Here is a 13,388-nt window from a genome sequence, read left to right as displayed (position 1 = left end):
GCCAACGGTATAACAAGCCGAGAGGACATATATGAACCTAGAGCGTTCAGAACGCATCGAGATTCCCGTCCTGCCTCTTCGTGACGTGGTGGTTTACCCCCACATGGTCATTCCACTCTTTGTGGGGCGGGAAAAATCCATTCGCTGTCTGGAAGCGGCCATGGAGCAGGACAAAAAAGTCCTGCTGGTGGCCCAGAAGGATGCGTCGACTGACGAGCCTACGGTGGAGGAGATCTTCTCCGTCGGGACAGTGGCCAACATTTTGCAGATGCTCAAGCTGCCTGACGGCACCGTCAAGGTGCTGGTGGAAGGGGGCCAGCGTGCCCGTCTTGAGCGGATGATCGATGACAAGGACTTCTTCGTCGGTGAGGCGCAGTACATAGCGTCTGCCCCCATCGAAGAGAAGGATCAGGATGTGCTGGTGCGCTCCGCCATCGGCCAGTTTGAAGGCTACATCAAGCTCAACAAGAAGATCCCGCCCGAGGTGCTGACCTCGATTTCGGCGATCGACGATGCGGCGCGCCTGGCTGACACCATGGCTGCCCACATGCCGCTCAAGCTCGAAGACAAGCAGAAGGTGCTGGAAATCGCCTCTGTGTCCGAGCGCATCGAGTTTCTGATGGCCATGATGGAGTCGGAGATCGACCTCTTGCAGGTCGAGAAGCGCATCCGCTCCCGGGTCAAGAAACAGATGGAGAAGAGCCAGCGGGAGTACTATCTCAACGAGCAGATGAAGGCCATCCAGAAAGAGCTGGGTGAGCTGGAAGACAGCCCGGACGAATTCGAAGCCCTCAATCGCAAGATTGACGAGGCGGGGATGCCGGACGATGCCCGTGAGAAGGCCCTGGCCGAGCTTGCCAAGCTGAAGATGATGTCCCCCATGTCTGCCGAAGCCACAGTGGTGCGCAGTTATGTGGACTGGATGGTGCAGGTGCCGTGGAAGGCCCGCTCCAAGGTCAAGAAGGATCTCGCCAAGGCACAAGAGGTGCTGGATTCGGATCACTATGGCCTGGACAAGGTCAAGGATCGCATCCTCGAGTACCTGGCGGTGCAGGCGCGGGTGAACAAGCTCAAGGGCCCCATCCTCTGTCTGGTTGGACCTCCCGGTGTGGGCAAGACCTCGCTCGGTCAGTCCATTGCCAAGGCGACTGGTCGCAAGTACGTGCGCATGGCGCTCGGTGGGGTGCGTGACGAGGCGGAGATCCGCGGTCACCGCCGCACCTATATCGGCTCCATGCCCGGCAAGCTCATCCAGAAGATGGCAAAAGTCGGCGTGAAGAACCCGCTGTTCCTGCTTGACGAAATCGACAAGATGAGCTCGGACATGCGCGGCGATCCCGCATCCGCCCTGCTGGAAGTGCTGGATCCCGAACAGAACAGCAGCTTCAACGATCACTATCTGGAAGTGGATTATGACCTGTCGGACGTGATGTTCGTGGCCACTTCCAACTCCATGAATATCCCGGGTCCGCTGCTGGACCGGATGGAAGTGATCCGTCTGTCCGGTTACACCGAGGACGAGAAGCTCAACATTGCCAAGCAGCATCTGCTGGCCAAGCAGATACAGCGCAACGGTCTGAAAGAGTCCGAGATCACCATCGAAGACTCTGCCCTGATCGGCGTCATCCGCTATTACACCCGCGAGGCGGGGGTGCGTAGCCTGGAGCGTGAGATCTCCAAGATCTGTCGCAAGGCAGTCAAACGCATCCTGCTGGACAAGAGCATCAAGCATGTTCTGGTCAATCAGGAGAACCTCAAGGAGTTCCTCGGGGTACAGCGTTTCGACTACGGCAAGGCCACCGATCAGAATCAGGTAGGCCAGGTGTGCGGGCTGGCATGGACCGAAGTGGGGGGCGATCTGCTCACCATCGAGACCACCAACATGCCGGGCAAGGGCAAGCTCACCTATACCGGTTCACTCGGTGACGTGATGCAGGAGTCCATCCAGGCTGCCATGACGGTGGTACGGGCCCGTGCCGAGAAGCTGCGCATCAACGCGGACTTCTACGAGAAGCGCGACATCCACGTGCACGTGCCGGAAGGGGCGACCCCGAAAGACGGCCCGAGTGCCGGTATCGCCATGTGTACCGCCCTGGTTTCCAGCCTCACCGGCAACCCGGTGCGTGCCGACGTGGCCATGACCGGCGAGATCACCCTGCGCGGCGAGGTGCTGCCCATCGGGGGTCTCAAGGAAAAACTGCTGGCGGCTCACCGTGGCGGCATCAAGCGGGTGCTCATCCCGAAAGAGAACGAACGCGATCTCGAGGAGATCCCGGACAATGTCAAACAAGACCTTGAAATTTATCCGGTTCGCTGGATTGATGAGGTGCTTGCACTGGCGTTGCAGGACAATCCGCAGGGTTTCGAACGCGTTTCTGTCGTGTAAATGTTGATGCGCCGCAAATTTGGCGCATTCGGGGGGTGGTTAAGGCTTGCATGCACCGGATAACGGAAGTAGCCTTGACCACCGATCGGGTACTCATGATGAGTCGCAATGCGTGATGTGGCGCGGGTTTGCGCCAGATTGTCACTTGCAACTGATCAGGAGGCTTGTTATAAAACCTCCACTTGTTGTGGCCAGGGAAATCAGTGCCGCAGCGATGTTCGATAAAAGGGGAATATAAGAGTGAATAAATCTCAACTGATTGACAAGATTGCAGACGGTGCTGATATCTCCAAAGCTGCCGCTGGCCGTGCGCTGGATGCTTTCATTGACGCCGTGGGTGAAGCCCTGAAAGAGGGTGACCAGGTTGCTCTGGTTGGCTTCGGTACTTTCGCCGTTCGCGAGCGTGCCGCTCGTTCTGGCCGTAACCCGCAAACTGGTGCGACCATCGAAATCGCCGCCGGTAAAGTTCCTGCCTTCAAAGCCGGCAAGGCCCTGAAAGACGCGGTCAACTAAGCCGGGCGCTGATGTTCATCGGCTCCGACCTTGGTCGCTGACCAGACAAGTGAGAGGGCTCTCCCTCATACTGATTGACCAAGGCGCATCGCAATCGGTGCGCCTTTTCATTATTTACGCCCATCGAGTTCGGGAGCATAAGTACAAACATGATGTTGGATAAACTACGCGAAGGGGCGCAGGGCAAGGTAGCCAAGATTATCTTGGGCCTGATCATCCTCTCCTTTGCCTTGGCCGGTGTAGGCAGCTACCTCAATGGCCCGGCACGTACCGCCCCCGCTACCGTCAACGGCAATGACATCAGTGCCCCTGCACTGGAGAATGCCTATCGCAATGAGCGGGCCCGCATGGAATCCCAAATGGGTGAGGCCTTCAACCAGCTGGCCGCCAACCCCGACTACATGAAACAGTTCCGCCGCGGCGTGCTGGACCGGCTGATCGATCAGGCGCTGATCGATGACAAGGCCCGTTCCCTCGGCCTGCGCGTCAGCGACGAGCAGATCAAGCAGGCCATCGTGGAGATGCCGGAGTTTGCCGAGGACGGCAAGTTCAGCAACGATCGCTACCTGCAGCTGATCCGCCGCGCCGGCATGACGCCTGAGATGTTCCGCGACTCCCTGCGTCAGGACATGGTACGCCAGCAACTGATGGGCGCCCTGTTGGGCTCCGAGTTCGCCCTCAAGGGCGAGGCCGAGCAGCTCGACAAACTCTACAACCAGACCCGGGACCTGCGCCTGGTGCGCCTGGCTGCCTCCGCCTACATGGGTGAGGTCGAGGTGAGCGACGCCGAGGTGGATCAGTTCTACAAGGCCAACAGCGGCCGCTTCATGAACGACGAGAAGGTCAAGGTCGACTACCTGCTGCTCGATGCCGCCAACCTCGGCAAGAACATCAAGGTCACCGAGCAGGATGCCCAGGATTACTACGATCAGCACCAGGACCTGTTCCAGCGTGCCGAGCGTCGCCGCGTGGCACACATCCTGATCCCCTTTGGCAAGGATGAGAAGGCGGCCCAGCAGAAGGCTGACGAGCTGCTGGCCAAGGTCAAGGGCGGTGAAGACTTCGCTACCCTGGCCAAAGCCAACTCCAGCGATACCTTCTCCGCCAAGAAGGGCGGCGAACTGGACTGGTTCGAGAAAGGGGTGATGGATCCTGCCTTCGAGCAGGCGGCCTTTGCACTGGCCAAGACTGGGGATCTTTCCGCAGTGGTGAAGAGCCCGTTTGGTTTCCACATCATCAAGCTGCTGGCCGTCGAGCCCGCCAAGACCAAGATGTTCGCCGATGTGATGAGCGAAACCATCAGCCGTCTGCAAGCGGACAAGGCCAAGGAGCTGTTCTTCGCCGAGCAGCAGAAGATGGCCGACAGCAGCTTCGAGAACCCGGACTCGCTGGATTTGACTGCCGAAGCCATGGGTCTGAAGGTGATCTCGTCTGATTACTTCAGCCAGGCCGATGCCCAGGCACCCCTCAATGATCCCAAGGTGCTTGCGGCTGCCTTCTCCGAGCAACTGCGCGACGAGAACACCAACTCCGACGTGATCGAGCTCTCCGATGGCAAGGCGCTGGTGCTGCACATCATGGGTCACCAGCCGAAAGCGGCCAAGCCGCTGGCGGAGATCAAGGATCAGGTGATTGCGGCTATCAAGCATGAGAAGGCCAGTGAAGTAGCCCGTGGCAAGGCCCAGGGCCTGCTGGACAAGCTGCACGCCGGCGAGGACATCCAGGCCGATCTGACCGCCCTCGGGCTGAAGGTGGAGAGCCACAAGGGTGTCTCCCGCTTCGCCCAGGAGATGGATCAGAATCTGCTGGCCCAGGCGTTCCGCATGCCCCATCCGAAGGATGGCAAGCCGAGCGTCGAGCTGGTGGCCGAAGCCAATGGCGATCGCGTAGTGGTGGCGCTCGACAAGGTCAATGTGACCAAGGAGCCATCCCAGATGGTGAGCCTGCTGCAAGGCCAGCTCGGTCAGGGCAAGGCTCAGGCCGACTACAAGTCGCTGATCGACGAGCTGCGCAAGGCGGCCAAGATTGAGTACTTCACCGATGTGGAGGCAACCGTCGAGTAATCGATTCACGCCCTCATTGAAAACGGCTCCTTGATGGAGCCGTTTTTTTATGTCCCGACCATGCTCCGCTCGGCAAGCTCGGGCGGGCTGAGAGGGAAGGGGCCGGGCACCGGCTTGTGCTGTCTATCCTGGCAGTGGATAAGCCGGACAGCTGGATGACAAGCGTGCGGCTCCTGCACAGCACTCTTGCTCTTCTAACCCGGCTCGCGCAGTGGGAGACGCAGGGGAGAAGGGAACAAGGAGACATAAAAAAACCGGCACCATTGGCGCCGGTTTTACGATGAAAGACCCGGGGAAGGAGTTACACCACGCCCTGGCTGCGCAGGTAATCTTCGTAGGTGCCGCCGAAGTCGCGGATGCCGTTCTCGGTCAGTTCCATGATGCGGGTCGCCAGGGACGACACGAACTCACGGTCGTGAGAGACGAAGATCAGGGTGCCCTGATACATCTCCAGCGCCAGGTTCAAGGATTCGATGGATTCCATGTCCAGGTGGTTGGTCGGCTCATCCATGATCAGGATGTTGGGGCGCTGCATCATCAGCTTGCCGAACAGCATGCGACCCTGTTCGCCACCGGAGAGCACCTTGACCGGCTTCTTGATGTCGTCCTGGGTGAACAGCAGACGACCCAGTACCGAGCGCACCGCCTGCTCGTCTTCGTTGGCCTGTTTCCACTGGGCCATCCAGTCGAACACGTTGAGGTCGGTGTCGAAATCGTCGGCGTGATCCTGAGCGTAGTAGCCGATCTGGGCATTCTCGGACCACTTGATGGTACCGCTGTCCGGCGCCAGCTCACCCATGAGGGTCTTGATCAGGGTGGATTTACCGATACCGTTGGTACCCAGAATGGCGACCTTCTCGCCCACTTCCAGCATCATGCTCAGGCCCTTGAACAGCGGCGCCTCACCATAACCCTTGGACACCCCTTCCACTTCCAGGATGTTGCGGTAGAGCTTTTTGTCCTGCTCGAAGCGGATGAAGGGGTTCTGACGGCTGGAGACCTTCACTTCTTCGATCTTGATCTTGTCGATCTGCTTGAGGCGGGAGGTCGCCTGGCTCGACTTGGAGGCGTTGGCACTGAAACGGGAGACGAAGGATTGCAGGTCGGCAATCTGGGCCTTCTTCTTGGCGTTGTCGGCGATCAGACGCTCGCGGGCCTGGGTGGCCGCCGTCATGTACTCGTCGTAGTTGCCCGGGTAGACGCGCAGCTCGCCGTAATCCAGATCCGCCATGTGGGTGCAGACGGAGTTCAGGAAGTGACGGTCGTGAGAGATGATGATCATGGTACTTTCACGATCGTTGAGCACCTGCTCCAGCCAGCGGATGGTGTTGATGTCCAGGTTGTTGGTCGGTTCGTCCAGCAGCAGGATGTCGGGGTTGGAGAACAGCGCCTGTGCCAGCAGCACCCGCAGTTTCCAGCCAGGGGCCACTTCGCTCATGGGGCCGTTGTGCAGCTCGATGGGGATGCCGGCACCCAGCAGCAGCTCGCCCGCGCGGGATTCGGCGGTATAGCCGTCGTATTCTGCGACCAGACCTTCCAGCTCGGCGGCCTTCATGTAGTCGTCGTCGGTGGCGTCGAGGTTGGCATAGATGGCATCGCGTTCGGCGATGGCGGCCCACAGCTCGCTATGGCCCATCATGACCACGTCCAGCACGCGCATCTCTTCGTAGGCGAACTGATCCTGGCGCAACTTACCGATGCGCTCGTTGACGTCCAGGCTCACATTACCGCCAGTGGGCTCCAGATCGCCGCCGAGGATCTTCATGAAGGTGGACTTGCCACAGCCGTTTGCGCCGATGAGGCCGTAGCGGTTGCCGCCGCCAAACTTGACGCTGATGTTCTCAAACAGCGGCTTGGCGCCGAACTGCATGGTGATGTTGTTGCTGCTTAACATATGATTGTAAAAAAATCCTTAATTATCAGTGCTCTATGTCACTGGTTGAAAATTCTGGGGCGCTATTGGGGCAAATGCCCATTCTTTTGCATTGCACTCCAGATCAAGTCGGCCTCACTGCGGCTGGCGGATTCGATCCATTTTCCATAGACCTCTTGCAACATCCTTGCGGAGTTGTGGCCCATCTGTTCAGCTATAAACGCAAGATTTCCGTGAGCAGTAATATTCCAACTGGCAAAGGTATGCCTAAGTTGGTAGGCCCGACGATATCGAACCCCAGACTTTTTGATTGCTGCTTGCCATGGTGCCACCAGGAAAACACCGGAGTAAAAAGGTGGCCTGCCCGGCACAACTCTGGTTGGTCGGAAGACTGGGCGCAATGTTTGGCGCACGATCATGCCACCTGGTAGGTGCATGTCAATCTTTGCATCCGAAAGTGCCCCAGTTATCTTAAATTGTTCCTGTAACGCGGCCAGAGCCGGGGGCATCAGATGCACAATCCGAGTGCGATTAGTCTTTGGCAGTTTGAACTGCATCTTCTGTTGAGTGATGCTGCGCCGGATGTGGAGCTCCCGCCGCTCCATATCGACATCCTCCCAACTGAGGGCGCGTAGCTCACCGGGGCGGATACCGGTATAGGCCAATACCAACAAGATGTTCTTGAACTGCTTGTTAGACGTTACCTCCAGCAACTTTTGAAACTCCCAGTGTTCAAAAGGATCTGCGCTCTTTCCTGTACTTAACTTTGCTGCATTGACGCGTACATCAAACTCTCTTTCGATAAGTTCATTTCTGGCTGCCCAGTTCAGTAAGTTCCCAACATGTCCCATGTAGGTCTTGACTGATCTTGGTTTGCAATCGCTGAACAAGTCGTTGCGCAACCTTTCGATATGCATGGGCAGTAGGTCAGAAATCGGCATGTCCTGGCCCAGGAACAAGGTCATTCTACGGAAGGCGCTAAGGTATGAGCGCTTGGTGGAGATGCCCACTGTCGGGCCTACGCTCTCCATAAATGTTGAGACGGCCTGGGCCAGGGTCATGTTGGGAGTATTCTTAATACCTAGGCGCGCCAGAGCCTTGGAATTGGGGAAGTGCTTGGCATAGTCAAAATTGCCCAGGGCGATCTCGTGCTTTATCGCAGCAAGTTTGTTTGCTGCGAATTTGATGTTGGCTTTGCTTAGAGGGATGTCGAGGACTTCGCGACAGCGGTTGCCTTTGTAGCTGAAGCAGAGCCGCAATTTGTTACCGTGTACCTCTAACCCAGTCTGTCCTGCAACCAGGGTGGAGAGGTTGTCTATTGCGTTGACTCTACCCACTTGTCGTATTCCTCAATGCTGTAACGAACCTGTCCATCTGGACCATATTTCCAGATCACTCCTTCCGGCCATTCTCCTTTGAGGCGTCGTCCCTCGGCTGCCTTCTCTGTCATGCCTGTGAGCGCCTCAAAAAGGCGTGGCCTTACCCATCTGGCGCAGGGGTAGATGTAATTTCGTTGCATGTGGTCCTCGCGGTTAATAGTGACTCGAGCCGGTGACGCCCGAGCTTGTTGTAGTAGAAGGTTTGAACTTGCTTGCGGGAGTTGGCTGCCTGGTCAAGGCGGTATTCTCCCAGTTCGGTGGTTTTCAGTTTGTGCTGGTTGGCCAGTCGGCCAATGGCTTGGGCGCTGACCCCCAGCTCCTTACCCAGTGCTGTTGCGCTCCAGAGCTGGCCGGTAACCCGGGGCGCTTCGATAGGCAGATCGAAGTGCGCCAGGATGCGGCCTATCTCGGCGAGCTTGGCCGAACGGGAAAGGGTGGGGGAGCGCACGGTGCTGACCAGGTCGTTGAGTAGCTGGCTATCCTGGTCGATGGTCAGTTGAAGTTGTTGCATGGCGTGGCCCTCCTGTCCTTGAGGATGGGGCGCCGACTTTAATGAAGGAAGAGCCGTGATTCCTTGCTACCTAAGTTATGGGAACACTATTGGTTTGCCGGTTATGCCCGCCAGCCGCGGTACCCGATAAAACCTGGCGCCAGTACCTGCCGGAACGGCAGAACAGGGAGGTGAGCTATCAAGGTCTTGAGTTGGGGGTTGTCGGGTTCGCTGTCGATGGTGACCCGGGCGCCCGGGTTGATGCGGAGGTATCTGGTACGGGTTTCTTCAGCTTCGGTGCGGGTCAGGCCTTGCTGGATGATGGGTTGCCTGTAACGCATTGCTTAACTCCTTCAAGGTGCGGCCCTGATGTCGCCACCGTATTTACGGTTTTAAGCATGGGAGTCCTATGAGTTATCCACCGTTTCTGTGTGGCCAGCGGTGGATGAATTGGGGGTATCAGGCTGCAGCGCTGACGGGCTCTGCTCCGGCCAGCAGTAGGGTGAGCTTGCTGACATCGCGGATCCGGCAGTTACCGCGCCAGCCAGGGGCGAAGATGAGGAACATGGACCCCTTGGGGTTGCCCTTCATTTCCTCGCCGGTGGCCTTGTTGATGAAGCTCACCCGGCCGTTGCGCCATTTTCCGTTGTCATCGCGGTAGCCTGTGATATGGCGGACCTCGCTTGCGCGCTCACCGGGGTACCATTCCGTGCTGGTGTCCTGGGGGACCAGCATTACGGTGCCAATCCCGCGCCCCTGTTGCTCGATGGCCTTCTCCACCCATGGGCGGATATCGGAGTAGGGCGGGTTGAGCCAGGCCCATGGGGCCCGCACCGATGGGCTGATAAAGTCTCCCCAGTCCACGTTCAGGGCGTCGATATCCGGCGTCAGGTACTTTTGGCAGAGCGCCGTTTCCGGCAGGGCGGCGGCATCGAGGGAGAAGTTGAACTCCAGATTCAGAGCCCGGAATAACCAAAGCGGGGTCTGGGTCATGTCCCGGGTGTCGGTCTGTGTAGTGGAGCCGCGGTAGTCGGCCATCTTTGTATTACTCCTTGTTTCACCTTGTGGTCAGTAGTTGATGGCCAGGTGGTCGATCTTGTTGCTGGCGATGTGCTTGATAAGGTTGATGGCTTTTTCTTCCTCAATTCCCAGGCCCATCAGGTCCATCAGAATGGCGTTGTGGATAGTGCGGCGGTGCTCCACATCGGCGGCGCGACGATCCTCTTCCTGCTGTTTGCGGGTTTGTTCCAGCTCGATGCGTTGACGCTCCTGCTCGGCGGCGCGGGTGGCGGCCTCCTCTGCCTGGCGCGCGGCGTTGGCTTCGGCCTGCTGGCGGGCCAGCTTGGCGGCTTCGGCATCGCGCCTGGCTTGATCCTCACGCTCGCGGGCGGCCTGGGCTTGGCGCTGGGCCTCCTGTTCGCGGTGCTGGGCGGCTTCGCGCTCTAGGCGCTGGCGTTCCTCTTCCTTAAGGCGGGCTTGCTCCGCGGCTTGCTCTGCTATCAGGCGCTCGCGATCGATGCGCTCCTGTTCGGCCTGCTTCTGGCGCAGCAGCTCCAGCTCTGCCTGCTCGGCTTCGTACTTCCGGCGTGCCGCCAGGGCCTCGCCGAGGTGTTTGGTTGCGAGCTCTTTTGCGACGGTCGCCTGAGGAAGCAGTTCTTGCCAGGTGTCGTCCAGCGCGGTCTGCTCGACCTCCAGCAGCATGGTCTGCAGATCGGCGGCAGAGAACTCGTTAGCGCCTGACGCTCCAAGGTCTTTCAGCATGGTTAGGCGGTCTTGCAGAGCGGCGACCCGGGCGGCTTCTGCCTCTTCGTACTGGGTGAGCGGGGCGCGCACCTCATCGTTCAGGGCGTCGAGTGTGTCGCGGATCTGCTTGCGGTTGGCGTCTATGCGCTTGGGGATCTCCTTGTACTTGCCGGCCAGTTCCTTGCCGAACCCTTCCAGGTAGGTTTTGGTCTTGGCGACGGCGTAGGCGACGCTGGCAATCTCCTTGCGGCCTTTGGGGGTGGTGATGTCGGGCACCAGGCTGGTTGCCTTCTGGCGAATGTCAGCCAGCAGTTCACCGATACCCTGGCCTTCGGTGAACAGGGCGATGGCGGTGGTGGGTTCGATGACAACCAGCTGAGCTTGGGAGTTGTCGGTCTTGGCTTGTTCGGTCATGGCGGGTCCTTAGGATTGAAAAGGCCCGCAGTGGGCGGGCCTGATGGTTATTACTGAGTGCTGCGCCCGGCGCCGAGCTGCTTCTTGCGCTCGCCGGCGATCTGCTTGATACCGGCGATGATGTTGCCGTCGCCTGTTTCGTTGGCCCATGCCCATGCGTCGGTATAGGCCTGTTGCCACTCGGCGGTATCGCTGGCCCCCTCGATGGCGGCGCAGTGGTCGGCGTAGGCGCTGGCGTGGTCAACCTGGGCGGAAGCCTCAGACTCGGCCGCCCGCTCGTGATCCAGAGTGACCGGCCCTGTGGTCTGGCCACGAATGGCATCCAGGGCACGACTCTTCGCAGGGACAACCTGCTGCGGCTGGCTGTCGGGGATCTCGTTGATGATGATCTCCTTGCCCTCCATCTCCTCGGCGGTGGGCTCGCTGCCGATCTCCGGCCAAGCCTTTCGCAATGCCTGCGCCTCCGTGCACTTGGCGAGTTGGGCATAGGGCCTTTTGCGCCACATGGCGTTGGGGCACTCAGTCTTGCCGCTCTGGGTGGCGTAGTTTTCCTTCCAGCGCTCAAGGGCGTGGAAGGCGACTCGTTGCCCATTCACCACCTTGTAGACGGTGTACTTGCACCACTGCGGGTAGGTGACCTTGATCTTGGTGCTCTGGTTGTAGGGGTCTTGGAACTCCTCGGTCACATCCGGCCCGAACACGGGCTCGTCGGCGCCGGCGTAGTTGCCGGAGCGGTCAGCCTGGATCCGGTACATGCCGATCCCTGGCATCGGCACATCCCGCCAGACTTTATCCTTGCTGCGGGCATCAGTGACCTGCATGGGGACGAGGTGAACCGGCTTGAGCAGAATGTCCAGGCCGCGAGCCTTGCAGTAGTCGATGGCCATGACCACCGAATCGGGGTTGGCACCCGGGTAGATGGTGTTACACAGGGCGTTCCAGGTCGGTTCGTCGATGCCACGCTGGACGAGGATGGGGTACTGGGCGGTGAAGTTCTCGACCGCCTGCTGCTTGATACTGGTGATGTTGCTCATGCGGCTTTCCTTGCCGCCCATGCTGGGCGGAGTAGGGGTTTGAAGTCGTGCCAGTCGTTGTTGACTCGGCAGTCGTGGAAGCGCTGGAGGTCGCGGCGGAACAGGTCCTTGCCCGCATCCTTCCAGTCGTCGGGGAGGGGCCGCACCCGCACCGGGTAGCGGCCACAGTTCACGCTGGTGCTTACCGCCAGAAAGACGAATTCCGGCTGCTCGCCCATCACCCGGTGGAAGCCTTCGGAGTACATGGCGTCCTGCACGTGGTAGCGGAACTCCTCGACGTGGCGCTCTAAGCGACTCATGTCGTCCACCGACTTCACGTCAATGATGACGGGGTGATTGCTCAGGTGGCGGTCTGGCCGTACCCGGCACAGCTCCTGGGTCTGGGGGTCAATCCAGTAGAAGGAGGCCTCGCTGTGTCCCTCCTGCTCCAGCAGCCAGCGGGCGTCCGGGTGGGCCATCACGCTGTCGCGCATCAGGTGGAGCTTGCGGCCCTCTTCGGCATCCATCACCGTTTTGCCCAGTTCGGCGCAGCTGGCCAGGAACTCGGCCTCTTCTGCCTTGCCGGCGTTGGTGCGGCGGTTGAACGGTGGGGCGATGATGAAGCGGCTTTCGAACTCGTCCGGTTCGAGCAGTAGGCAGTGGATGGCGCTGCCCATGTCGAATGCCTTGAGCTTCTCTACATCGCGCGGGGCATTCTTGGCCCAGATATAGGTGGCCGGGCTCTCCGCTATCTGGTCGAGCTGGCTTTTGCTGACCCCGGGGCCTGCGTGGTACTCCTCGTTGGAGAGGCCGAACACCCGACCAAGCGGGTGCGCAGCGGAGGTGTCTACTATGGCGTTCATGCTGCGCTCCTGTGCTGGTATTGCTCCCACTGCTCGTCGCTCATGGCGTCGTGCAGGGCGGCAAGGTGGTTACTCCAGGCCTCCTGGGCGAGGGCATCGAGCCCGGCGTTCAGTACCTGCTGGATTTGCAGGGTGAGCGGCACCTTGTCGCCGGACACCATCAGCAGGTAAATGGCCTGGTTGAGTTGGGTGGCCCGCTCGGCATTTACCTCGGCCAGCAGGGTGGCAGCGTCGGTATCGAGCTGGCCGGCCAGTAACAGCGGGAGGTTCTCTTCGCTCCACTCGGCGATCCACTCAGCCATGGCGTTGGCCTCGGCCTCCTGGCTCTCCAGCAGGGCGAGCAGGGCGGTTTCGTTGGTCATGACTAGATCTCCATTTCACGACGCAGGGCGCGCGCTTCGTGATACTCCTCGATGGCGCGGCGAGCGGCGGTGCGTTGGTGGGCAATCCGGCGCTCTGCGGCGCTGGGTTCGACGGTCACGCTGTAGCGATGCTGGGCACGGGGCGGCATTGAGCCGCGAAAGCCCATCAATTGGGCCTCGGTCAGTAGCTTCATGGTTTTGGTCCTTGGTCTGGGTCCTGGTGGTAATCAGCAGAAAGAAACGTTAATTTGGTATCATTTGACGCTTCATTTGCTGGAGGAGTTATGGC

Annotated in this window: 13 protein-coding genes; 3 read left to right on the top strand and 10 right to left on the bottom strand. The window is 59.6% G+C overall.

What is annotated here, in order from left to right; all coding sequences use genetic code 11:
* Positions 1–31 precede the first annotated feature (31 nt).
* The 3 genes from lon (at position 32) to ppiD (ending at position 4,962) form a co-directional block, all read left to right on the top strand.
* Positions 32–2,386, top strand: coding sequence for an endopeptidase La (gene lon, locus ACB039_RS03215; protein WP_005324110.1), 2,355 nt, complete (start codon positions 32–34; stop codon positions 2,384–2,386).
* A 240-nt stretch (positions 2,387–2,626) separates the two neighbouring features.
* Positions 2,627–2,899, top strand: a complete 273-nt coding sequence (gene hupB, locus ACB039_RS03210) for a nucleoid-associated protein HU-beta (RefSeq protein WP_005315375.1) — start codon at positions 2,627–2,629, stop codon at positions 2,897–2,899.
* 149 nt (positions 2,900–3,048) lie between these two features.
* Entirely contained in the window at positions 3,049–4,962 is a 1,914-nt protein-coding gene (ppiD, locus tag ACB039_RS03205; RefSeq protein WP_161507243.1) for a peptidylprolyl isomerase, read from the top strand.
* Positions 4,963–5,263: 301 nt separating this feature from the next.
* On the opposite strand, the gene ACB039_RS03200 is transcribed toward ppiD, so the two are convergent.
* The 10 genes from ACB039_RS03200 to ACB039_RS03155 all read right to left on the bottom strand — a co-directional run bounded on the left by ACB039_RS03200 (position 5,264) and on the right by ACB039_RS03155 (position 13,293).
* On the bottom strand, positions 5,264–6,856 hold the full coding sequence (locus ACB039_RS03200; RefSeq protein ID WP_371165147.1) for an ABC-F family ATPase: 1,593 nt from the start codon (positions 6,854–6,856) through the stop codon (positions 5,264–5,266).
* A gap of 62 nt (positions 6,857–6,918) precedes the next feature.
* The gene (locus ACB039_RS03195) at positions 6,919–8,172 is read right to left on the bottom strand and encodes an Arm DNA-binding domain-containing protein (RefSeq protein ID WP_371165146.1); all 1,254 of its coding nucleotides are present in this window, start codon (positions 8,170–8,172) and stop codon (positions 6,919–6,921) included.
* Positions 8,173–8,314: 142 nt separating this feature from the next.
* Entirely contained in the window at positions 8,315–8,725 is a 411-nt protein-coding gene (locus tag ACB039_RS03190; RefSeq protein WP_234691008.1) for a hypothetical protein, read from the bottom strand.
* A gap of 101 nt (positions 8,726–8,826) precedes the next feature.
* Entirely contained in the window at positions 8,827–9,045 is a 219-nt protein-coding gene (locus ACB039_RS03185) for a hypothetical protein (protein WP_371165145.1), read from the bottom strand.
* A 118-nt stretch (positions 9,046–9,163) separates the two neighbouring features.
* Complete coding sequence (locus tag ACB039_RS03180; RefSeq protein ID WP_371165144.1) at positions 9,164–9,742, bottom strand: phage N-6-adenine-methyltransferase; 579 nt, start codon at positions 9,740–9,742, stop codon at positions 9,164–9,166.
* Positions 9,743–9,772: 30 nt separating this feature from the next.
* On the bottom strand, positions 9,773–10,861 hold the full coding sequence (locus ACB039_RS03175) for a hypothetical protein (protein WP_371165143.1): 1,089 nt from the start codon (positions 10,859–10,861) through the stop codon (positions 9,773–9,775).
* A gap of 50 nt (positions 10,862–10,911) precedes the next feature.
* Complete coding sequence (gene bet, locus ACB039_RS03170; RefSeq protein ID WP_371165142.1) at positions 10,912–11,895, bottom strand: phage recombination protein Bet; 984 nt, start codon at positions 11,893–11,895, stop codon at positions 10,912–10,914.
* Positions 11,892–12,737 (bottom strand): PD-(D/E)XK nuclease-like domain-containing protein, encoded by an 846-nt coding sequence (locus tag ACB039_RS03165; RefSeq protein ID WP_371165141.1) that lies wholly within the window; start codon positions 12,735–12,737, stop codon positions 11,892–11,894. The genes bet and ACB039_RS03165 overlap by 4 nt, the downstream gene beginning before the upstream one ends.
* A complete protein-coding gene (locus ACB039_RS03160; protein WP_371165140.1) occupies positions 12,734–13,099 on the bottom strand; it encodes a hypothetical protein in 366 nt (121 codons plus the stop codon). The genes ACB039_RS03165 and ACB039_RS03160 overlap by 4 nt, the downstream gene beginning before the upstream one ends.
* 2 nt (positions 13,100–13,101) lie before the next feature.
* Complete coding sequence (locus ACB039_RS03155) at positions 13,102–13,293, bottom strand: PA3496 family putative envelope integrity protein (protein WP_371165139.1); 192 nt, start codon at positions 13,291–13,293, stop codon at positions 13,102–13,104.
* Positions 13,294–13,388 lie beyond the last annotated feature (95 nt).

Origin of the sequence: Aeromonas sp. S2(2024) (assembly GCF_041402505.1) — a bacterium.
Taxonomy (GTDB): Bacteria; Pseudomonadota; Gammaproteobacteria; order Enterobacterales; family Aeromonadaceae; genus Aeromonas; species Aeromonas media.
Note: the sequence above shows the minus strand (reverse complement) of the source record. Positions and strands in the feature narration are given on the sequence as shown.

Coding starts and splice junctions, on each gene's coding strand:
- ACB039_RS03155 (WP_371165139.1), bottom strand. CDS start 13,293: ATGAAGCTACTGACCGAGGCCCAATTGATGGGCTTTCGCGGCTCAATG.
- ACB039_RS03200 (WP_371165147.1), bottom strand. CDS start 6,856: ATGTTAAGCAGCAACAACATCACCATGCAGTTCGGCGCCAAGCCGCTG.
- ACB039_RS03165 (WP_371165141.1), bottom strand. CDS start 12,737: ATGAACGCCATAGTAGACACCTCCGCTGCGCACCCGCTTGGTCGGGTG.
- ACB039_RS03180 (WP_371165144.1), bottom strand. CDS start 9,742: ATGGCCGACTACCGCGGCTCCACTACACAGACCGACACCCGGGACATG.
- ACB039_RS03175 (WP_371165143.1), bottom strand. CDS start 10,861: ATGACCGAACAAGCCAAGACCGACAACTCCCAAGCTCAGCTGGTTGTC.
- ACB039_RS03190 (WP_234691008.1), bottom strand. CDS start 8,725: ATGCAACAACTTCAACTGACCATCGACCAGGATAGCCAGCTACTCAAC.
- ppiD (WP_161507243.1), top strand. CDS start 3,049: ATGATGTTGGATAAACTACGCGAAGGGGCGCAGGGCAAGGTAGCCAAG.
- ACB039_RS03185 (WP_371165145.1), bottom strand. CDS start 9,045: ATGCGTTACAGGCAACCCATCATCCAGCAAGGCCTGACCCGCACCGAA.
- bet (WP_371165142.1), bottom strand. CDS start 11,895: ATGAGCAACATCACCAGTATCAAGCAGCAGGCGGTCGAGAACTTCACC.
- ACB039_RS03160 (WP_371165140.1), bottom strand. CDS start 13,099: ATGACCAACGAAACCGCCCTGCTCGCCCTGCTGGAGAGCCAGGAGGCC.
- lon (WP_005324110.1), top strand. CDS start 32: ATGAACCTAGAGCGTTCAGAACGCATCGAGATTCCCGTCCTGCCTCTT.